Raw genomic sequence first — 21640 nt, 5'->3', positions numbered from 1 at the left:
GGGGGGTGATGTTTCTCAGCCAGCTCGGCATTGCGGTGCCCGCCTTCTGGCTGTCGATCCTGCTGGTGATGCTCTTTGCGGTGAAGCTGCGCTGGCTGCCGCCCGGGGGCTTTGCGGGCTGGGACGATCCGGTCGCTGCGCTGCGCTCGCTCATTCTGCCCACGGTGGCGCTGGCACTGGTACAGTCGGCGGTGCTGGCACGGGTCACGCGGTCTTCGGCGTTGGAGGTGATGCGGCTGGACTTCGTGCGCACCGCGCGGGCCAGTGGGTTGTCGCGGCGGCGGGTGCTTTGGCGGCATGTGCTGCCCAATGCGCTGGTGCCGATCGTGACCATCGTGGGCATGCAATTCGCCGCGTTGGTCACCGGCACCATCGTGATTGAGAACGTCTTTTACCTGCCGGGGCTGGGGCGGCTGATTTTTCAGTCCATCGCCAACCGTGACCTGCCCACGGTGCAGGCGCTGGTGATGCTTTTCGCCGCCATCGTGGTGACGGCGAATTTCGTGGTCGACCTGCTTTACGTGGTCATCGACCCCCGGCTGAAGGCCCGAGCATGAGGCCGCTTCCGGCGAATTTTCTGCTGGGCGCGGTGCTGGTCACCCTCGTGGTTGGGGTGGCGGCGCTGTCGCTGATCTGGACCCCGCATGACCCGCAGACGATGTCGATCTCGACCAAATTCGCGCCGCCTTCGGCAGAGCATTGGCTAGGCACCGATCAGTTGGGCCGCGACGTGGTGGCGCAACTGATGGCGGCGGCGCGTAATTCGATGACCGTGGCGCTGGTGGCGGTGCTGCTGGGCGGCAGCATCGGTGTGGCGCTTGGCCTGCTCGCCTCGGCACTCGGCGGCTGGGTCGAGGATGCGGTGATGCGGCTGGCCGATCTGGGCTTCGCCTTTCCCGCGCTGCTCTTTGCGATCATGCTGGCGGCGGTCTTTGGGCCGTCGCTGACCAATGCGGTACTGGCGATCTCATTCATCAACATCCCCATCTTCGCCCGCGTCACCCGTGCCTCTGCCAACCAAATCTGGACGCGCGATTATGTCGCCGCGGCACGCGCGGCGGGGCGGGGGCGCTTTGCGATCAGCCGCGATCACATCCTGCCCAATATCGCCGCCGCAATCATCGTGCAGGCCACCATCGAGTTTGCCGTAGCGATTTTGGCCGAAGCGGCGCTGAGCTATCTCGGCCTTGGCGCACAGCCGCCCGCCTCAAGCTGGGGGCGGATGTTGTCGGAGGCGCAGACCTTGATGTATCTCGCCCCGCAACTGGCGATCTATCCCGGCCTTTGCATCGTTGTGGCGGTGCTGGGGTTCGGCCTTCTGGGCGACGGGCTGCGCGATATCACCGACCCGAGACTGGCGCGCGCGCGATGATCGAACTCAGCAATCTCTCGGTCCATTTCGGCCATGCGGCGGCGCTGCGTGATGCCAATCTGGTGATCGAGCGCGGCGACCGCTTGGGTGTCGTGGGTGAAAGCGGTTCGGGCAAGACGCTTCTGGCCCTGTGCCTGATGGGCATGGCCCCCGACAGCGCGCGCCTGACCGGACAGCTTCGCATCGACGGGCAGGATATGGCCCGCGCGGCCGAGCGGGACTGGCAGAGGCTGCGCAGCCGCCGCGTCGCGATGGTGTTTCAGGAGCCGATGGCGGCGCTCAACCCGCTGCGGCGGGTGGGCGACACGGTGATGGAGCCGATGTTATTGCATGATGGCCTGACGCGCCGCGCGGCCCGCGCCCGCGCGCTGAGCCTGTTCGAAGAGGTGGGCATTCCCGACCCAAATCGACGCCTGCGGCAATTCCCGCATGAGATGTCGGGCGGGCAGCGCCAGCGGGTGCTGATCGCGCTGGCCTTGGCCTGCAATCCGATGCTGCTGATCGCGGATGAGCCGACCACGGCGCTGGATGCCAATGTCGCGCTGCGGATCACCGACCTGTTGCAACGGCTCGCGCGGGAGCGGCAAATGGCGCTGGTTTTCATCAGCCATGACCTTGCCGCCGTGGCGCGCGCCACCGAAGATATTGTGGTGATGTATGCTGGCGATATGGTTGAGCGGGGCCGCACGGCAGAGGTGCTTGGCGCGCCCGCGCATCCCTATACCAAGGGGCTCTTGGGTGCGCGGCCCGATGCCGGTGTGGCAGGGCGGGATGCCCAAGGAAAGCGCCGCAGGCTGCCGACCATTCCCGGCACTGTGCCGCCGCTGCATGCGCTGCCGTTGGGCTGCCGTTTCTCGGGGCGCTGCCCGGCTGAGCTGCCCCATTGCGCCACGCAGCGCCCGGCCTTTGCGCAGACTGAAACGGGGCGCGGCGCCGCCTGTCATTTGCTGACGGAGCCGCGGCATGACTGACGCGCCGCTCTTGCAGGTCCGCAACCTGACCCGCCGCTACAAGCTGCCGCGTCAAAGCCTGCTGCGCGCCCCGCCGGTGCTGACCGCGCTGGAGGGGGCGGCGTTTTCGCTGCACGCGGGCGAGACCTTGGGCGTGGTCGGCGAAAGCGGTTCGGGCAAATCGACATTGGCGCGGCTCATCATGGCGTTTGAGCGCCCGGACGCGGGGGAGGTGCTGTTTCAAGGGCGCGATCTGCATGAGCTTCGGGGCGAAGAGCTGCGCCGGCTGCGGCGCGGTTTTCAGATGGTGTTTCAAGACCCTTTCGGCTCGCTCAACCCGCGCCGCCGCATTGGCTGGTCCATCGCCGAGCCTCTGCGCGCCAATGGCGAGACGGAGAATATTACCCATCGCGTCGCCGAAGCCTTGGCGCAGGTCGGGCTGCATCCAGCCGACGCAGGCAAATATCCGCATGAATTCTCGGGCGGGCAGCGCCAGCGCATCGCCATCGCCCGCGCCATCATCACCCGCCCCGCGCTTTTGGTCGCGGATGAGGCGGTCTCGGCCCTTGATGTCTCGGTTCAGGCGCAAATCCTTAATCTTCTGATGGACCTGCAAGATGATCTGGGCCTCGGGATGGTGTTCATCAGCCATGACCTCGCGGTGGTGGGGGCGGTCTGTGACCGGGTGCTGGTGCTGCAGCACGGTAAAACGCTTGAGAGCGGTGCGGCCGCTGATGTGTTGCGCGCGCCCAAGCACCCTTATACGAAAACCCTGCTGACAGCCGCAGGAGTACGCCCATGACCCGTTTCGTCCACCTGACCGACCTGCATATCTCGCACCCCGATTTGGCCGACCCGCATCTGCAAAGCGACACGCCCGCCACCCTGCGCCGCGTGGTTGAGGTGATCAACGCGATGGACCCGCAGCCCGACTTTGTCGTGGCCAGCGGCGATCTGACCAATCAGGGCGACCGGGAAAGCTATGCGCTGGTGCACGAGATCACGGCCCCGCTGAAAGCGCCGCTGGTGATGGCCCTTGGCAACCACGACAAACGCGCCGGTTTTAACGCGGTCTTTGCGCCGGGGCTGGCTGATGCGCCCTATTTCCACGACGCGCCGCAGGGTGATCTGCATGTTATTGCGCTGGACAGCAGTGTACCGGGCAAGGTGGCCGGGGCGCTGGATGACGCGCAGTTCGAGTTTCTACAGGCAGCGCTGCAGCGTCACCCCGAACTGGCGAAACTCTTGGTCATTCACCACCCGCCGCGCATTGATCCCGAAGCGCTGGCGTGGGGCAGTTTGGATAAGGCCAGCAGCGCGCGTTTGGCTGCAATGTTAAAGGGACAGCATATGGCGGGGATCCTTTCGGGCCATGTGCATGTGAACCGGGTGAGCCATTGGCACGGCATCCCGGTGGTGATCTCCAACGGGCTGCATTCTACCATCGATCTGACCGAAACCCGCGATTTGCGCATCGTTGAGGGCACCGGATTCGGGATCTGCGAATGGCATCCCAGCGGGCTGAGTGTTTCTTTCGCGCCGCTTGACCCGACGGCGCGTGAATTGGCGCGGATTGATCGTGAGCAGCTAAAATCCTTTGAATAGAACAGCAACCGCCGCGCAAAGTCGTCGCTATAGGCCCCATGCTGCGCCGCAGTAAAAAAATTTTTGTTGACCCTCAACTTTTTTACTCGCACACAACGAGAGACGAAATGGCTGCGCCCGGCGCAAGATCGGGCCGCTGTTCACGGGGAGGGTGAATTTGCCGACTGCCAATGGCGACAGTGTATCCACGCTTGGCGCACGTATGCGCAAGCAACGTCATCGTTTGTCCCTGACCTTGCAGCAGTTGGGCGAAGCCTCTGGCGTGTCGGTCGGTTATCTGAGCCAAGTTGAGCGGGGCCGGGCCACGCCGTCGCTGGGCACCCTGTCGCAGATTGCCGTCGCGCTTCAGGTCGAAGTCAGCTTTTTCATCCATACCCCCAAGACCCAAGACAGCCTGACCCGCGCGGATGAGCGTCCCCGCTTTGCCGTGTCGGGGTCTTCCATCGAATATGAGAAGATCGGCGCGGATTTTCCCGGCCATGAGCTGTCCTCCTACATCATGAACGTGCCACCGGGCTACGCCTCGGAAGAGGTCGTGCATGAGGGCGAAGAGGTGATCTATATCCTTGAAGGTGAGATCGCGCAGGTCGTCGATGGGGGGGAGCATATCATGCGGCCCGGCGACAGCCTGCATTACCTCGGCAGCAGCCCGCATTCTTGGTCCAACAAAACCGACAAGCCCGCCCGCGTCCTTTGGGTGGGCCGGATGCAATACGAACAGGCCGCCGGCGCCAATAGAATACGTCCGAATGAAGGGGCATTAGCCACCGCATTCGCGTCGTCTCGCCCGTAAGGGCGTATCACCTGCGGCGGACAAACCGCTGCCAAAAAACATACCAATCAGGAGAGTGAATATTATGTCTTTTACAACGAAATTGGCCACCGGCGCCATGCTGGCGGCACTGGGTGCCACAGCCGCATCGGCCCAAGCGCTGGTCTATTGCTCCGAAGGCTCGCCCGAGGGTTTTGACCCCGCGCTTTACACCGCTGGCACCACCTTCGACGCCTCCAGCCACCCGATCTACAACCGTCTGGCCGAGTTCAAAGTCGGCACGACCGAAGTCATCCCCGCGCTGGCTGAAAGCTGGGAAGTCAGCGAAGACGGCATGAAGGTCACCTTCAAGCTGCGCGAAGGGGTGAAGTTCCACTCCAACGACCAGTTCACACCGACACGCGATTTCAACGCTGACGACGTGATCTTCAGCTTTGACCGTCAGGGCAACGAAGAAAACCCCTATCACACCGTTTCCGGCGGCACATGGGAATACTACGGCGGCATGTCCATGCCCGACCTGATCGAGAGCATCGAAAAGGTCGACGATTACACCGTGGCCTTCAACCTGACCCGCCCCGAAGCGCCTTTCATCGCCAACATGGCCATGGATTTCGCCTCAATCGTATCGAAAGAATATGCCGACGCGATGATGGAAGCTGGCACACCCGAAATGGTGAACCAAGCGCCCATCGGCACAGGCCCGTTCCAGTTCCAAGCCTACCAGAAAGACGCGGTCATCCGTTACCTGCGGAACGACGAATACTGGGGCGATCCGGCCAAAGTCGAAAGCCTGATCTTCGCGATCACGCCTGACGCTTCGGTCCGCTACCAAAAGGTGCAGGCGGGTGAGTGCCACGTGACGGCATATCCGAACCCTGCCGATGTTCAGGCGATGAAAGACGCCGAAGACATTGTCGTGATGGAGCAAGAAGGTCTGAACGTCGGCTATCTGGCTTACAACACGCAGGTCGCGCCCTTTGACAACGCCGATGTCCGCAAGGCGCTGAACATGGCGATCGACAAGCAGGCGATCATCGACGTGGTGTTCCAGGGCTCCGGCGAAATCGCCAAGAACCCGCTGCCGCCGACCATGTGGTCTTACAACGACGCCATCGAAGACGACAACTATGACCCCGAGGCCGCCAAGGCGATGCTCGAGGAAGCAGGCGTCACCGACCTGTCCATGAAGATCTGGGCGATGCCGGTTCAGCGTCCCTACAACCCCAACGCCCGCCGTATGGCCGAGCTGATGCAAGAAGACTTCTCCAAAGTTGGCGTCGATGTTGAAATCGTCTCCTACGAATGGGGTGAGTATCTTGAGCGCTCCAAGTCGAAAGACCGTGATGGCGCGGTGCTGCTGGGTTGGACCGGTGACAACGGCGACCCAGACAACTTCCTCGCGGTTCTGCTGGGCTGTGACGGTGTCGAGAAATCCAACCGCGCCCAGTGGTGCAACGAGGAATTCGACGCGCTGATCCAGAAAGCCAAGGTTCTGCCGACCCAAGAAGAGCGTGCGCCGCTGTACGAAGAAGCGCAGCAGATCTTCAAGGATCAAGCACCTTGGGCCACCATCGCGCATTCGGTTGTCTACATGACCATGCGCCCCGAAGTTGAAAACTATGTCGTGCACCCGCTGGGTGGCCACATCTTCAACCAAGTTGGCCTGAAGCAGTAACCCTGCCGCTTTGATCAAAGGGGGGCGGCATTCCATGCCGTCCCCATTTTATTAACCTCTACCGCCGGGAAGCCTTACCTTGTCCAATTCACTGAATGATCGCCTCTCGGCCTATGCCGATATCGCCGCTGACCTATCGGTGGACGCCGTGGCGCTGGTGCCCGGCCCGAATTTCACCCGCGCTGTCGACCATGCCTTCATGAGCCACGAACGCCCCTTTGTTCTGGTGATCCCGGCCCGCGGCCCCGCCGCCGCCTTGGTGCCAAACCTTGAACTGGGCAGCTGGGAATTGGTCGGCTTTGACGGTGCCGTTTTCGATTGGCGCGATCAAACAGGCTATGACGATGCCTTTGCCGCGCTGACCGAGCATCTGAACATCACCTCGCTGGCCGTTGAGGGCCAAGTGATGCGCGTCTTTGTGCATCACGCGCTAAAGAAAGCGCAGCCCGACCTGCGGATCATCGACGCCGAGCGTGAAATTTCCGCCCCGCGCATGATCAAGACTGAGGCCGAGGTTGCCGCCCTGCAAGAGGCGATCAGCATTTCCGAACGCGCCCTGCGCGCGACACTCGATTCCGTGAAGCTCGGCCAGACCGAGAAAGAGATCGAACAGAAACTGGTGCAGATGGTCTTTGCCGAAGGGGCCGATGATCTGTCCTTTGCGCCCATCGTCGCTGCCGGTGATGGCTCGGCCCGCCCCCATGCCAAAGCGCGCGAAAATTACCGCGTCAAAGCGGGCGATGCGCTGCTGATTGATTTCGGCGCGCGCAAGAACGGCTTTGCCGCCGACATCACCCGCACCGTTTTCCTCGGCCATGTCAGCGAGGAGGGGCGCGAAGTCTATGACACCGTGCTGCGCGCCAACCTCGCCGGGCTGGAGGCCACCCGCGCCGGTGTCACCGCGCATGAAATCGACGATGTGGTGATTTCGGTCCTCGAAGCCTCGCCCTATGCCGACCGCATCCGCACCAAGACCGGCCACGGCCTTGGCCGCGATGTGCATGAAGCGCCCTATATCATGCGCGGCAACCATATGACTTTACCCGCCGGAACGGTGTACACCAATGAACCCGGCCTCTATGAGATCGGCAACTTTGGCGTGCGCATCGAAGATGACGTGCTGATCACCGAAGATGGCTACAAATCCCTGACCAACTTTCCGAAGGAACTGATGGTGCTCCCGTGCTGAAATATGTCTTGTCGCGCCTTGCGACCTTCATCCCGACCTTTATCGGCGTCACGCTGATTTCATTTGCCTTTATCCGCATGCTGCCCGGCGACCCGATTGTCGTCATGGCGGGCGAGCGGGGCATTTCCGAAGAACGCTACTTGGAACTGCAGCAGCAGTTCGGCTTTGACAGGCCGATCTATGTGCAGTTCTGGGACTACTTCACCGGCGTTCTACAAGGCGATCTGGGCAACTCTTTCGTGACCAAACGGCCTGTCTGGGATGAGTTCTTCTCGCTCTTCCCGGCGACGTTGGAACTGTCGGTCTGCGCGATGATCTTTGCCGTGGCCTTGGGCCTGCCGGCGGGGGTGATTGCTGCGGTGAACCGGGGCAAGTTCTTTGACCGGGCGCTGATGTCGACCGCACTTGTGGGCTATTCGATGCCGATTTTCTGGTGGGCGCTGCTGCTGATCATCGTCTTCTCGGGCAACTTGGGCTGGACGCCAGTCTCGGGCCGGATTGATCTGCTATACTACTTCCCCAATGCCACGGGCTTCATGCTGATCGACAGCATCGCCTCGGGGCAGGACGGGGCGTTTACCTCGGCGCTGCGGCACCTGTTGCTGCCGACCATCGTGCTGGGCACCATCCCACTGGCGGTGATCGCACGGCAGACCCGCTCGGCCATGCTCGAAGTGCTGGGCGAAGACTACATCCGCACCGCGCGGGCCAAGGGCATGTCCCCGGGGCGGATCAATGGTATCCACGCCCTGCGCAACGCGCTTATTCCCGTCATCACCGTGATCGGCCTGTCGGTCGGCACGCTGCTGGCGGGCGCCATTCTGACCGAAACGATCTTTAGCTGGCCGGGCATCGGCAAGTGGATGGTCGACAGCATTTTCCGCCGCGACTACCCGGTGGTGCAGGGTGGCCTGCTGCTGATCGCCGTCATGGTCATGGTCGTGAACCTCACCGTTGACATGCTCTATGGCATCATCAACCCCAAGATCAGGAAACGCTAATGGACGACGCACTCTCTGCCGAAGCCGAAATGGTCCACGCGCGCCCCGGACGCCTGCGCGAATTCTGGTTCTATTTCCGCGAAAACCGTGGGGCCGTGATTGGCCTGTGGATCTTTTCCGTCTTCGCCTTTCTGGCGCTGTTCGGCCCGTGGATCGCCCCGCATGACGCGACCCAACAGTTCCGCGCTGCGACGCTGCAGCCGCCTGTCTGGCAGGACGGTGGCACGTGGAGCCATATCCTCGGCACCGACCCACTGGGCCGCGATATGCTGTCGCGCCTGATTGTTGGTGCGCGCTACTCCTTCTTCGTTGGCATCGTCGTGGTGTCTATCGCCGCTTCTGGCGGGATCATCATCGGGTTGATCTCGGGCTTCGCGCCCAAGTGGCTCGACACGATCATCATGCGGATCATGGACATCATTCTGGCCTTCCCGTCGCTGCTGCTGGCGCTGGTGCTCGTGGCCATCCTTGGGCCGTCGCTGACCAATGCGATGATCGCCATCGCGATTGTGTTGCAGCCGCATTACGTGCGTCTGACACGGGCGAGCGTGCTCTCGGAGCGGCAGAAAGACTACGTGACCTCGGCCCGTGTTGTCGGTGCTGGCACGCTGCGGCTGATGGTCGTGACCGTGCTGCCGAACTGCCTTGCGCCGATCATCGTGCAGGCCGCGCTGTCGTTTTCGACCGCGATCCTTGATGCCGCCGCGCTTGGCTTCCTCGGCATGGGGGCGCAGCCGCCCACGCCCGAATGGGGCACCATGCTGGCCGAAGCGCGCGAGTTCATTCTGCGGGCGTGGTGGGTCGTGACCTTCCCCGGCCTTGCGATCCTCGTCACCGTGTTGGCGATCAACCTCATGGGTGACGGGCTACGCGACGCCCTTGATCCGAAACTAAAGCGGAGCTGATTGATGTCTCTTCTGCGTATCCGCAACCTCTCGGTCGATTTCGCCACCGCCTCGGGCAAGTTCCGCGCCGTGGACTCGGTTGACCAAGATGTCGACACCGGTGAGATCCTCGCCATCGTCGGCGAAAGTGGCTCGGGCAAGTCGGTGTCGATGCTGGCGCTGATGGGCCTGCTGCCTTGGACCGCCACCGTCACCGCCGATGAGCTGACCTTCGACGGTCATGACCTGCTGAAAATGGACAAGCGCGCCCGGCGCAAGATTGTCGGCAATGACCTTGCGATGATCTTTCAAGAGCCGATGTCCTCGCTCAACCCCTGCTTCCCAGTGGGCTGGCAGATCAAAGAATCCCTGCGCTTTCACCTTGGGCTGAACCGGGCCGAGCGGCACAAGCGGGCGATTGAACTCTTTGAGCAGGTCGGCATCCCGGACCCGGAAAAGCGCCTTTCCGTCTTCCCGCACCAGATGTCGGGCGGGATGAACCAGCGCGTGATGATCGCCATGGCGATTGCTTGTAAACCCAAGCTTCTGATCGCGGATGAGCCGACAACCGCGCTCGACGTGACCATTCAGGCGCAGATCCTCGATCTGCTGACCTCCCTGCGCGAAGAGACCGGCATGGGGCTGGTGCTGATCACTCATGACATGGGCGTGGTGGCCGAAACCGCCGAGCGTGTCTCGGTGCAATATGCCGGTCAGAAGATCGAAGAGCAGCAGGTGCTGCCGCTCTTCCGCGAGCCGCATCACCCTTATACGGCGGCGCTCTTAGACGCATTGCCGGAACGCGCGACCGAAAAACGCCTGCCGACAATCCCCGGCGTGGTGCCGGGCCAGTTCGATCGCCCTGCCGGGTGCCTGTTCTCCCCGCGCTGCAAGTTCGCCAACGACAAATGCCGCGCCGAGAACCCGCCACCGCTGAGCGAGGAACTGGGCAAGGCCCGTTGTTTCTATCCGCTGAATACCGATGAAAGGGTCGCGTCATGACTGCCCCCGTAATGACCGCCGACGCGCTGGAGCGTCACTATCAGGTTGGTGGCGGCTTCCTGCGCAAGACCCAGACGCTCAAGGCCGTCGCGGGCCTCGATTTCCAACTGCACCCCGGCAAGACGCTGGCCGTGGTGGGCGAAAGCGGCTGTGGCAAGTCCACGCTGGCACGCATGGTCACAATGATCGAAGAGCCGACCGCAGGCTCGCTGACGCTCGACGGCAAAGCGGTCCGGCCCGAGGATTGGGCCGACCTGCGCCAGCATGTTCAGATCGTGTTCCAAGACCCTTACGGCTCGCTGAACCCGCGCCAGCAGATCGGCACGATCCTGCAAGAGCCGCTGGTTATCAACCGCAAGGACATGTCCAAGAAGGAACGTGAAGAGAAGGCCCGCGAGATGCTGCGCCTTGTCGGTCTGCGGCCTGAACACTACGACCGCTACCCGCATATGTTCTCGGGCGGTCAGCGCCAGCGGATCGCGGTGGCGCGGGCGTTGATGTTGGACCCGAAGGTGCTGGTGCTGGATGAGCCCGTCTCGGCGCTTGATCTGTCGATCCAGTCGGCGATCCTGAACCTGTTGGTGGACCTTCAGGAGAAGATGCAGCTGGCGTATCTGTTCATTAGCCATGACCTTTCTGTCGTGCGCCATGTGGCTGACGATGTGATCGTCATGTATCTGGGCCGCGCGGTTGAGAAGGGGCCGAAAGACGAAGTCTTTGAGAACCCGCGCCATCCCTATACGGCGGCGCTGCTCTCCGCGACCCCACGCGCTGACCCCGAAGGCGGCAAAGAGCGGATCAAGCTACAGGGCGAACTGCCCTCCCCACTGGCGATCCCCGAGGGCTGCCCCTTTGCCCCGCGCTGCTGGAAGGTGCAGGATGTCTGCCGGAAAGAGCGCCCCGTGCTTGAGGGCGCGCCGCATCCGGCAGCCTGCTACTTCCCCGTCGACGAATGAGGCGTTGCAGGTGGGTCAGACCACCTGCGCCACCACCCCGATGCAATCGCCCATCTTGACCAGTCCCGGCACATGCCGGGCGGTCAGGATGCCGCTAAGCTGCGCATGGGCGGTAATTGCGGGCTGACCGCTGCGGTCGCTGGGCCAGAGCCGCGCAATGGCTTGGCCCTCGGTCACTTCATCCCCCAAATCGACCAGCGGCTCCAGCAGCGCATTCGTCTCGCTAAAGGTGAAGCAGCGCCCATCGGGCATGTCGAGCATCACGGTCTCAGCCATCTCGGGCTCGCCAGTCAAAATCCCTGCATGGATCAACAAATTGCACGCGCCTTTGCGGGCGACGGCGACGCTTTTGGCCGTCGACGTGCCCGCGCCGCCAAGCTCGGTGGTGACGAAGACCTTGCCCTGTTCCTCTACTTCGGTGTCGAACATGCCGCGATTGTCGATCTCCAGCATCTTCATCGAATAGGGGGCGTTGAAGGCCTCCATCGCGGCCATGCAGGCGGCCTCCTGTTTCTTGTCGGGCAGGATATGCGCGGCGGCGAAGGGCAGGAAATCCAGCGTGCGCCCGCCAGAGTGGTAATCCAGCACGATGTCGGCCAGCGGCACCAGTTCGGTGGCGATGTAATGCGCAATCTTTTGGGTTACCGTGCCGCCGGGGCTGCCCGGAAAGCTGCGGTTCATATTGCCGCCGTCGATGGGTGAACAGCGGCGGCCAGCGGCGAAGGCGGGTTGGTTCATCATCGGCAGGATAATAACGCGACCTTTGATCTGCGCAGGATCCAGCGTGGCCGCCAGTTCTTGCAGGGCAATCGGGCCTTCGTATTCATCGCCGTGGTTGCCGCCTGTCAGCAGCGCCGTAGGGCCGTCGCCGCCATTAATGACGGTGATCGGCACCATGACAGAGCCCCAAGCGCTGTCATCGCGGCTGTAGGGCAGGCGCAGGAAACCGTGATGCGCGCCGGGTTTGTCGAGCGGGATGGTCGGGGTGATGGGATTGCTGGTCATGCGGAAACAAACAACTTTCGCGGTGTGGTGCAGAAACATTCATGGCCGGTCTCGGTGATGCGGATCGGCTCGGTGATTTCTAGCCCGCCATCATCCAGCCAGAGCGCGGGCATGAAATGGAAGGTCATGTTTGGCTCTAGGATCGTCGTATCGCCCCGGCGGAAAGAGATCGTGCGCTCGCCCCAGTCGGGGGGATAGCTGATGCCGATGGCATAGCCGCAGCGGCTGTCCTTCTCAAACCCGGCCTTGTTGAGCGTCTTGTTGAAGGCATTGGCGATGTCCTCGGCCTTATTGCCCGGCTTGGCCTGTTCCAGCCCTGCGTCGATGGCCTCTAGCACCGCCTGTTCGGCGTCGCGGTATTTTTGCGGGACATCCCCGAAAAACAGCGTGCGCGATTGCGGGCACTGATAGCGACGGTGGGCACCTGCGATTTCAAAGAAGGTCGCCTCGTTGGGCTGCATGGGCCGGTCGTCCCACGTCAGATGCGGGGCGGTGGCGTCCATGCCGGATGGAGCCATGGGCACGATGGCGGGGTAGTCGCCCCAAAAGCCCTGCGCACCGCGAATGCCGGTGGCATAGATCTCGGCGACCAGATCGTTCTTGCGCATCCCCGGCACAGCGACTTCGAGGATGCGGACGTGCATCTCTTCGACGATCCGCGCGGCGCGCTCCATATATTCGATCTCGCGCTCGGATTTCACGGCGCGTTCCCAATTCACCAGCGCCGTGGCATCCATAAAGGTCGCCTTGGGCAACTTGGTCTTCAGCGTGTCATGGGCGCGGGCGGAGTAGTAGTAGTTGTCCATCTCCACGCCGATACGCGCGTTCTCTAACCCCATTTCGCTCAGTAGGGCCGAGAGGTCTTCCATCGGGTGTTTTTCGGGGTTCTGGACGTAGCTGTCATCGTAGCCGCGGATGCAGTCATCCTCCATGAAGACGGTGCGTCTTGCGCCAAGCGCGTCCATGCCGCGGCCCCACCAAACGGGCTCTCCCTCATGGGTCACGATCACCGCTTGGTAGACATAGAATGACCAACCGTCATAGCCCGAGAGCCACGACATGTTCGACGGGTCGCTGACCACGATCGCATCCATGTTGCGCGCGGCCATGGTCTTGCGCGTTCGGTCGACCCGGCGCTGGTACTCGCTGTTTGTAAAATTCGCCTCATACGTGGTCATAGGCCAGCCCCTTTCATGTCTGGTTACCCGAATATTGTGATCCGGCCAGAGGGGCCGGGATCACGGAATGATGCCCTGTGCATGGGCGCTTGGCATGTCGCAGTCGAACAGACGGCCATAGCCATCGGGACGGCCCGACAGCCCGCCCATCCGTTGCAAAGCCCAGCACAGCGCTTGATTGGAGGTCACGACCGGCTTGCCCAAGGCGGCTTCGATCCGGTCAATCACGTCGACACCGCGCAGGGACGTGCAGGAGAGGAAAAATGCCTCTACCTCTGGTCCGTCCAGTGCTGCGGCGCCGTTGATGATGCTCTCGTCGTCGATCCGCGCCATGTCGCGGTCGTCTTCCAACCCGAAGGCGCCGTTGCGCATGACCTGTAGGCCCTGTTCCTCGAAATAGGCGGCCAGCGGCGCGGCGGTTTCGGGCAGATAGGGGGTGAGCATTGCCACCCGCGTCACGCCAAGCGCGGCAAAGCCCGCGATGGCGGCAGAGGCGGGGGTGATGACCGGCACGCCGGGGAGCCCTTCGCCGATGGCCTCGCGTACCGCAGGATTACCGATGGCAACAGAGGCCGAGGTGCAGCAAAAGGCGATTGCCGAAAGCTTGATCCCCGGCACCAGCAGCGCCGCAGTGCGTGCCATATCCGGTGTCATGGCACGCAGGCGTTCGGGGGTGGTGGGGTTCTCAAACGCGATCCGCGCCACATGCAGTGCGGCCTGCGCGGGGTCGATCAACCGCGCCGCGTCACGCTCAAAGGTCATGTCGGTCGACAGCAGCATCGCGCCAAGGCGCACGGGTTCATCTTCACGCAAACGGCACTCAAGCGTTTCGCTTTGCACAGGGGGTGTCACCTGAATATTCCTTTGATCTAGACGACAAGCACAGGGCATTTCGCAAGCCCCGTGACTTTGTGTGACACCGATCCCAGCAGATAGCTATCGCCTGTCGCCCCCAACCCGCGAGAGCCGATGACGATGAGGTCGGCATCATGTTTCTTGGCGAATTCGGTCACGGCCCGCGCGGGTCGGCCCGAGCGCACAAAAGCGCGCACATTTTCGACGCCTGCGTCTTTCATCAACTGTTTGCCGTGGCTGATGATCTCGGTCGCATGGGCTTGCATCGCATCGTCGATATTGCCCGGATCATTCACCCGCACCATCGACAGCGACGCCTCCAGCATCGAATGATGCCGGTAGATCGTCAGCAGCGTTACCTTCGCCCCGGTCAGATTGGCCATCTCTGCCGCCTTCATCAGCGCGCGGTCGGCATTGATCGAGCCGTCATAGGGGGCGAGGATATGGGTGAACATGACGCTCTCCTCTTATTTCGCAAAGGCCAGATCGCGCAGGAACAAGGCGATCTGTGGGAAGAAGATCAGGGCAACCGAGACGCTCAGCAACATGATGATGAAAGGCGGGGTGCCGCGGATGACCTCCATATAGGGCCGTTTGAAGACCGCGATGGCGGTGAAGATGTCACAACCAAAGGGCGGCGTGGCCGAGCCGATGGCGACTTGCAGCGTGATGACCGTGCCGACCAGCACTGGATCAAGGCCAACCGAGTCGACCACTGGCGCAAAGATCGGCACGAAGACGAGGATCACCACAATCGGGTCCACGAACATACAGCCGATGAAGAAGGCGATGGAGATTACAAAGAGCACCCCAATCGGCCCCATGCTGTCGATCCCGATGCCCGCCAAAACCGCCTGCGGGATTTGCGCAAAAGAGATCACCCAAGAGAAGGCCGCGCCCGCCGCAACAAGGATGAAGACCACGGCGGTGATAAGCCCGGTGGATTTCGCCGTTTCATAGATGCCGGCAAAGTTGATCTCACGAAAGACGATCATCTCAAGAAATATGGCGTAAAGCACACAGGCCGCCGCAGCTTCGGTCGGAGAGAAGACGCCACCGTAGATGCCGCCGATGATGATCGCCGGAAACCCCAGCGGCCAAAGCGCTTGTTGTACCGCGCGGGCACGCTCGCCCCATGTGGCTTTCTCTTCGGTGGGGACGTTGTGGCGGTAGGCGTAGATCACCGAATAGACCGAAAACAGCGCGAGGATCAGCAGGCCCGGCCCAATGCCCGCGATGAAGAGTTCTGCAATCGAGGTGTTGGAGACGACGCCGTAGATGATCATCCCGATGGAGGGCGGGATCAGAAACGCGATGTCGGAGGAATTCACGATCAGCGCCAGCACAAAGCTGTCTTTGTAGCCCGCCTTGAGCATCCGGGGCCGCAGGGGGGAGCCGACGGCGACGACCGTCGCCTGAGTGGAGCCCGAGACCGCGCCGAACATGGTACAGGCCGCAGCCGTGGCAACCGCAAGACCGCCCTTCATGTGACCCACGAAGGACATCACCATATCAATCAGCCGCCCGGCGGACTGGCCGCGCGTCATGATATCGGCGGCAAAGATAAACATCGGCACGGCGATCAGCGAGGCGGGCCGGACGCCAGCCATCATCTGCTGCACCATCGTCTCTAGCTGGCCGAAACCGCCGAAGAGGGAATAGAAGCCAACAAACGCGCCGACGATCAGCGGGATCATCATGGGAAAGCCCAGCAGCAGCAGGACGACCATGATGGAGAAAATGGTAGCAGCCATCGCTTAGACCTCCCGCTCGTTGTCGTCGTAGCCTTCCAGCACGCTGGTCGACAGGTAAATGTCAGGCTCGATAATGTTTTTGATGGCGGTTAGCAGGTATTGCAGCCCCGTCATGAAGAACCCGAAAGGCACCCAGACCAATGTCCACCAGACCGGCACTTGCAGCGCAGGCAACAGGCGGCCACGCCCGGCTTGGGTCATGATATATTGCAGCGCGTACCACGCGAGGCCGAACATGAAGATGGCGGTGACAAAGGCAATGAAGATCATCAGCACCTTGCGGGGGCGCGGGGGCAGGGCGTCGAAAATCGCCGACATGCGAATATGCCGCCCATGCCGCGCGGCATAGGAAATGCCCGCGAAAGTGATGAGAATGATCAGGATGCTGTTCAATTCTTCGGAAAAGAAGATCGAGCTTTGAAAGACGAAACGACCTACCACATTGGCAATTGTATTGGCGGCCATCAGCAACACACCAGCGGCGAGCATCACAGACTCAAGCCAGCTGATCGCGTTGTCGATTGTGCCCAGCGGGCCGGGTAGGGTGGATTTGTAGGTGCCAACGGGGGCGTCATCAGTGCCGGTGGTGTCTGTCTGCGATTGCAGTTGCGAACTGTGGTTGTCTTCCGTCACCGGCGTCATCCCGTGAATGGTTCAAAATGGATCGCGTCAAAATAAGGTCACCCCCCGGACAGTGCCGGAGGGTGAAAGGATGCGTTTACTTAACGGCTTCGAGGTCGGCCTTGAATTGCTCAAGGATCTCTTTGCCGCTGTCGCCTGTCATCTCGATGAAGGCTTCTTCGACCGATGCAGCCTTGTCTTTGAAGGGCTGGCGCTCTTCTTCGGACAGGATGTTGATCTGCATGTCGGGCTTCGCCGCTGCGATGTTTTCCAGCGACTTTTCCTGCAGGCCGGACTGGTATTCGAGGATATAGTCGAATGCGGCGTCGGATGCGTTTTCCACAACCTCTTTGTCCTCATCGGACAGACCGTCATAGAAATCCTTGTTGGCCATCACAGCGGTGGTGAAGTTGTTGTGGCCGATGCAGGTGATGACGTCTGTCACCTCATACATCTTGGTGGATTCCAGATAGAAGCCGGGGTTTTCCTGACCTTGGATGATGCCGGTCTGCATCGCGCCGTAAACCTCGCCCCATGGCAGCGGTGTCGGTGTCGCGCCGAAGGCCTTGTAGCTTTCCACCAAGAGCGGGTTGGTCATCACGCGGAACTTGACCTCGTTAAGGTCTTCGGGCGTTTTGACCGGCTCTTGCGTGGTCATGCAGACCTCGCCTTCGGGGAACATTCTGAGCAGTTCCAGACCTTGCTCTGCATAGAGCGCGGGGAACATCTCGTTGATGGCCTTGGAGGTGCGGAAAAACTCGTTGAGTTGCTCACCGTCCTGCGGCAGCAGGTAGGGCACGAAGAACACCTGCGCCTCGGGGATCAGCGCGCCGGTAAAGCCGGGCGACTGGTCGACGAACTGCAGGATGCCAGCCTGTGCCTGCTCCATCGTGTCTACGGATTCACCCAAGGTGCCGTATGGGAAGAGCTGAACTTCGTGGTCGGAGTTCGCTTCGACTTCTTCTTTGAACTTCTGGGCGTATTTGCCCTGCACTTCGTCGAGTGCTTCTTCGAAGGCATAGCGCCATGTGTCGGCAGAGGCCGCGCCTGCGACACTCGTCACGGCTGCGAGGATACCCCCGGTGATTACGGTCTTGAAAATAGCCATGTTACTCCCTTTCATTTATTGTCCGCGCAGCACAAAGGCCGCAGCGAAACTAATGTCCTGACTGTTAGATCATTTAAACCGATCCCAATCATGTCAATGTGAATATTGATCCATGACAATTTGAGGCGCTCTCACAGTCACTCTGTCCTACCCCTGTTGCGTAATCTTGCATCGATCATGCGAATCCCGCGGGCAAATTCAGGAAAGGATTGCCCCCCGACGGCGATACGCAGGCCGGGGTGGCGGTCTGGCGGGCCGATGGCAAAGCTGGCTCCATTGGCCACGGCGACGCCGCTCTCGCGGATGGATTTGACCAGTTCAGCCTCTTCGTAAATGTCACGACATGGCAGCCAAAGATGCAGCCCGTTTGGACTGGTGCGCATGTCGAGCCCGCGAAAGACATTGGCGGCGAAATCGGCGCGGTCGCGCAGGGCCAGTTGCTGACGGTTGAGCAGGGTTTGGGCGGTGCCTTCCTCGATCCAGCGCCCGGCGATCTCGGTCATCATATTGGTGGCCATCCAACTGGTCACCATATGCCGGTTGGCCGCCGAGGCCCCAAGGTGGTCCGGCACCACCAGATAACCGACCCGCAGCCCCGGCATCAGGCATTTGGTGAGGCTGGTGAAATAGAGCACACGTTCTGGCGCCATGGCTGCCATCGGCGGTGGCGGCGCGTCTTGCAGCGGCCCCCATGATTGGTTTTCGATGATTAGCAGGTCATGGCGTCTTGCCACCTCGATCACCGCGGCGCGGCGGCTTTCGGTCATGGTGAAGGCCAGCGGATTGGCTCCGTTGGGGATCAGGTAGACGGCTTTGACAGGCTCTTTCGCACAGACCCGCTCCAGCGCCTCGGGGCAGATGCCGCCTGCGTCAACCGTTACCCCTTGCAGGCGGATGCCCAAAAAGCGGGCGAGGGGGCGCAGGGTGTGGTGGCCGATGTCTTCGCTAACAATCAGATCGCCGGGTTGGGCCGCCGTCATCATCGCCACGGTCATCGCGCTGGTGCTGCCATTGGTCGGGATCACTGCCATCCCCTCCAGATCCAGCCCACAGAGCGAGAGCCAGCGCCGCACCGCGCTGCTGCTGTCTCCCGCGCGGAGGTCTTGGCGAAACCCGCCCATCATCGCGCGGGGCAGGGAGCGTGCCAATGCGCGGAGCGTCTTTTGCATCGCCTCTTCATGGGCGTGATCCAGCACGGGTTTCAGGATCGACATATCCAGCAACCGTCCAGCGGCCTTGCGGCTGACGAAGGGCATGGAGATATCATCGCTCGCCGCACGCACAAAGGTGCCGCGCCCCACCTCTCCGACGATCTTGCCCGCCTCAACCAGCTTGTCATAGGCGCGGCTGACCGTTTGCACGCTAAGCGACAGATCGAACGCCAGTTGGCGCTGCGTTGGCATCCGGTCTCCGGGTTTGAGCACACCGTTCTGAATCGCCGTTTCAATCGTCTGAACGAGTGAACGGTAGGCAGGTCGGGTCAGGGATCCGGGGTCTGGGTGCCATTTTGTCATGATCTGGATGATCACCACAATCATGACAATTGACAAGTCTGACCTGCGCTCGCATGAAACTGGCATGAGCTTTGTCAAACTGGATAAACGCGATATCGCGGTGCTGTCGATCCTCTCTCGCGAGGGGCGCATCGCCAAATCTGCGCTTGCCGACAAGGTTCATCTTAGTCCCACCGCTTGCGGCGAACGGCTGGCGCGGCTGGAGGCTGCGGGCATCATTACCGGCTATCAGGCCCATATCGCCCTGCGCCGCATCGCCCCGCATGTCACCGTCTTTGTGCAGGCCGAACTGGGCAATCATCGTGCCGAGGCGTTTCAACGCTTCGAAGCCGTAATCGCGCAGCATGATGAGATCGTCCAGTGCTGGGCCTTGGGCGGCGGCTTTGACTATCTGCTACAGGTCGTCACCCGCGACATCGACAGTTACCAACGTTTGATGGATGCGCTGCTGGATCAGCAGGCCGGGCTGACGCGCTATTTCACCTATGTGGTCACCAAATCGGTCAAATCGGCGCCGCTGCCGCTGTCGCTGCTCTTGCCCGAAGACGAAAGCTGAGCCGCCGTAGTTTTTGCGGCGGGCAGGGGGCCGCGCCGCAAAACCTCCTGCCGATGGTGTGATATTCGGTCAAACCCGCGCCACATCCTGCGTTACCTTCGGGGCAATTCATCCCAAGGAGGTGCCCGATGACCAAGATGAGCCCAACCCCCGCCGATGGTCTGCCCGCGCTGACCCGGGGCGAGCTGGCCCGCCATTTCGCCTATGTCGGCGGCGCATGGGTTGCTGGCGCGCAGAGCGACGACTTTAAGGTGACTGACCCGGCAAGCGGTGCGGTCTTGGGGTCGGTTGCCAAGCTTAACGCCGACGACAGCCGCGCCGCGGTGGATGCCGCCCATGCCGCCTTTCCCCATTGGGCCGGGCTGTTGCCGCAAGAGCGTGGCGCCATCCTGCGCCGCTGGCGCGATCTGATGCTGGAGAATCGCGAGGATCTGGCGCGGATCATGACCGCTGAACAGGGCAAACCCATCTCGGAATCGCGCGGAGAGATCGACTATGCCGCGTCTTTCTTTGAGTTCTATTCCGAAGAGGCGCGCCGCCCCAACATCGAAGGCGTCACCTCGCATCTGCCGGATGCAGAGGTGGAAATCTGGCGCGAGCCGGTGGGCGTGGCCGCACTGATCACCCCGTGGAACTTCCCCTCTGCCATGCTGACCCGCAAGGCAGGTGCGGCGCTGGCGGCAGGCTGCACCGTGGTGGCGCACCCGTCGGCAGAGACGCCATTCTCGGCGCTGGCACTGGCCGAATTGGGCGAACAGGCGGGGCTGCCGAAAGGCGTGTTCAACGTCGTCACCGGGGAGGCCCCCGAGATCGTGAAACCTTGGATGGAAGACACCCGCGTGCGGGCCATCTCCTTCACCGGCTCCACCGAGATCGGCAAACTGCTGTATCGTCAAGCATCCGACAGCGTGAAACGCTTGGTCCTCGAACTGGGTGGCCATGCGCCTTTCATCATGTTCGATGATGCCGATATGGACCGCGCGGTCGAAGAGGCGATCAAGGCCAAGTTCGCCACCTCCGGACAAGACTGCCTCGGTGCCAACCGCTTCTTTATTGCCCGCGACAGCTATGCGACCTTCTGCGCGCGATTCACCGCAGCGACGCAGGCGCTGACCGTGGGCGTCGGCGCGGATGATCCCGACATCGGGCCGTTGATGAACGAGAAAGCCGTCGCCAAACAAGAAGAGCACGTCAAAGATGCGCTTGACCGTGGGGCGCGGCTGCTTTGTGGTGGCAAGCGGCACGCAGCAGGGCCGCTGTTCTTTGAACCGACGGTGCTGGCGGATGTGCCTGCGGACGCGTTGATCATGCGCGAAGAGACCTTTGGCCCCGTGGCCGCCATCGCGGCCTTCGACAGTGAGGATGAGGCGATCACACGGGCCAATGACACGGAATACGGGCTGGTGGCCTATGTCCACAGCCAAGACCCACGCCGCATCTACCGCGCCAGCCGGGCGCTGTGTTTCGGCATGGTGGCGGTGAACCGCACCAAGGTGACCGGCGCGCCGATCCCCTTTGGCGGGACAAAACAATCGGGCATCGGACGCGAAGGGTCGCGGCTGGGACTCGAAGCCTTTACGGAAGTGAAATACGTCTGCCGTGACTGGGCCTGAGATTTGAAGATACGGCGCAAAGGCGCG

Annotated in this window: 22 protein-coding genes; 14 read left to right on the top strand and 8 right to left on the bottom strand. The window is 61.9% G+C overall.

From position 1 onward, the window contains the following. The 12 genes from A3722_RS09750 to A3722_RS09695 all read left to right on the top strand — a co-directional run. Nucleotides 1–557, top strand: a 557-nt coding sequence (locus tag A3722_RS09750) for an ABC transporter permease (RefSeq protein ID WP_150120465.1), incomplete at its 5' end; no start/stop codon positions are given. Further along, complete coding sequence (locus tag A3722_RS09745; RefSeq protein WP_067626350.1) at nt 554–1372, top strand: ABC transporter permease; 819 nt, start codon at nt 554–556, stop codon at nt 1370–1372. The genes A3722_RS09750 and A3722_RS09745, both read left to right, overlap by 4 nt. Further along, entirely contained in the window at nt 1369–2343 is a 975-nt protein-coding gene (locus tag A3722_RS09740; protein ID WP_067626352.1) for an ABC transporter ATP-binding protein, read from the top strand. Before A3722_RS09745 ends, A3722_RS09740 begins: the two co-directional genes overlap by 4 nt. Next, complete coding sequence (locus A3722_RS09735; protein WP_067626354.1) at nt 2336–3124, top strand: ATP-binding cassette domain-containing protein; 789 nt, start codon at nt 2336–2338, stop codon at nt 3122–3124. The genes A3722_RS09740 and A3722_RS09735 overlap by 8 nt, the downstream gene beginning before the upstream one ends. Then, on the top strand, nt 3121–3927 hold the full coding sequence (locus tag A3722_RS09730) for a metallophosphoesterase family protein (protein ID WP_067626356.1): 807 nt from the start codon (nt 3121–3123) through the stop codon (nt 3925–3927). Before A3722_RS09735 ends, A3722_RS09730 begins: the two co-directional genes overlap by 4 nt. Nucleotides 3928–4129: 202 nt before the next feature. Beyond that, nucleotides 4130–4720, top strand: coding sequence for a helix-turn-helix domain-containing protein (locus tag A3722_RS09725; RefSeq protein ID WP_067626358.1), 591 nt, complete (start codon nt 4130–4132; stop codon nt 4718–4720). A gap of 64 nt (nt 4721–4784) precedes the next feature. After that, a complete protein-coding gene (locus A3722_RS09720) occupies nt 4785–6377 on the top strand; it encodes an ABC transporter substrate-binding protein (RefSeq protein WP_067626359.1) in 1593 nt (530 codons plus the stop codon). Between the two features lie 79 nt (nt 6378–6456). Then, complete coding sequence (locus A3722_RS09715) at nt 6457–7566, top strand: M24 family metallopeptidase (RefSeq protein WP_067626361.1); 1110 nt, start codon at nt 6457–6459, stop codon at nt 7564–7566. Next, complete coding sequence (locus A3722_RS09710; protein WP_067626363.1) at nt 7560–8567, top strand: ABC transporter permease subunit; 1008 nt, start codon at nt 7560–7562, stop codon at nt 8565–8567. Before A3722_RS09715 ends, A3722_RS09710 begins: the two co-directional genes overlap by 7 nt. After that, complete coding sequence (locus A3722_RS09705) at nt 8567–9472, top strand: ABC transporter permease subunit (protein WP_067626365.1); 906 nt, start codon at nt 8567–8569, stop codon at nt 9470–9472. The genes A3722_RS09710 and A3722_RS09705 overlap by 1 nt, the downstream gene beginning before the upstream one ends. Before the next feature lie 3 nt (nt 9473–9475). Further along, the gene (locus tag A3722_RS09700; protein WP_067626367.1) at nt 9476–10453 is read left to right on the top strand and encodes an ABC transporter ATP-binding protein; all 978 of its coding nucleotides are present in this window, start codon (nt 9476–9478) and stop codon (nt 10451–10453) included. Then, on the top strand, nt 10450–11409 hold the full coding sequence (locus A3722_RS09695) for an ABC transporter ATP-binding protein (protein WP_067626369.1): 960 nt from the start codon (nt 10450–10452) through the stop codon (nt 11407–11409). The genes A3722_RS09700 and A3722_RS09695 overlap by 4 nt, the downstream gene beginning before the upstream one ends. Before the next feature lie 15 nt (nt 11410–11424). Here the strand turns inward: A3722_RS09695 and doeB are convergent, their stop codons facing one another. From doeB to ehuR, 8 genes are all read right to left on the bottom strand, one after another. Then, a complete protein-coding gene (doeB, locus tag A3722_RS09690; protein WP_067626371.1) occupies nt 11425–12414 on the bottom strand; it encodes a N(2)-acetyl-L-2,4-diaminobutanoate deacetylase DoeB in 990 nt (329 codons plus the stop codon). Then, nucleotides 12411–13592, bottom strand: coding sequence for an ectoine hydrolase DoeA (doeA, locus tag A3722_RS09685; protein ID WP_067626372.1), 1182 nt, complete (start codon nt 13590–13592; stop codon nt 12411–12413). The genes doeB and doeA overlap by 4 nt, the downstream gene beginning before the upstream one ends. A 60-nt stretch (nt 13593–13652) precedes the next feature. After that, the gene (locus A3722_RS09680) at nt 13653–14444 is read right to left on the bottom strand and encodes an aspartate/glutamate racemase family protein (RefSeq protein WP_161487438.1); all 792 of its coding nucleotides are present in this window, start codon (nt 14442–14444) and stop codon (nt 13653–13655) included. A gap of 17 nt (nt 14445–14461) precedes the next feature. Further along, nucleotides 14462–14902, bottom strand: a complete 441-nt coding sequence (locus A3722_RS09675; RefSeq protein ID WP_067626374.1) for a universal stress protein — start codon at nt 14900–14902, stop codon at nt 14462–14464. A gap of 12 nt (nt 14903–14914) precedes the next feature. Continuing rightward, entirely contained in the window at nt 14915–16201 is a 1287-nt protein-coding gene (locus A3722_RS09670; RefSeq protein WP_067626375.1) for a TRAP transporter large permease, read from the bottom strand. Nucleotides 16202–16204: 3 nt separating this feature from the next. Then, on the bottom strand, nt 16205–16843 hold the full coding sequence (locus tag A3722_RS09665) for a TRAP transporter small permease (RefSeq protein ID WP_201722001.1): 639 nt from the start codon (nt 16841–16843) through the stop codon (nt 16205–16207). 76 nt (nt 16844–16919) lie between these two features. Continuing rightward, complete coding sequence (locus A3722_RS09660) at nt 16920–17930, bottom strand: TRAP transporter substrate-binding protein (protein ID WP_067626378.1); 1011 nt, start codon at nt 17928–17930, stop codon at nt 16920–16922. 137 nt (nt 17931–18067) lie between these two features. Then, nucleotides 18068–19444 (bottom strand): MocR-like ectoine utilization transcription factor EhuR, encoded by a 1377-nt coding sequence (ehuR, locus tag A3722_RS09655; RefSeq protein ID WP_067626387.1) that lies wholly within the window; start codon nt 19442–19444, stop codon nt 18068–18070. Nucleotides 19445–19466: 22 nt separating this feature from the next. On the opposite strand from ehuR, the gene A3722_RS09650 reads away from it, so the two are divergent. Both A3722_RS09650 and A3722_RS09645 read left to right on the top strand, forming a co-directional pair. Beyond that, nucleotides 19467–20000 carry an Lrp/AsnC family transcriptional regulator gene (locus tag A3722_RS09650; protein WP_236627383.1) on the top strand — a complete coding sequence of 178 codons (534 nt, stop codon included), beginning with the start codon at nt 19467–19469 and terminating at the stop codon, nt 19998–20000. A 128-nt stretch (nt 20001–20128) separates the two neighbouring features. Continuing rightward, complete coding sequence (locus A3722_RS09645) at nt 20129–21613, top strand: NAD-dependent succinate-semialdehyde dehydrogenase (protein ID WP_201722000.1); 1485 nt, start codon at nt 20129–20131, stop codon at nt 21611–21613. Nucleotides 21614–21640: the final 27 nt, after the last annotated feature.

The sequence above is a fragment of the Sulfitobacter sp. HI0027 genome, assembly GCF_001634775.1.
Classification (GTDB): Bacteria; Pseudomonadota; Alphaproteobacteria; order Rhodobacterales; family Rhodobacteraceae; genus Sulfitobacter.
The sequence above is the reverse complement of the archived record's forward strand: the minus strand, read 5'-3'. Positions and strand labels throughout refer to the sequence as shown.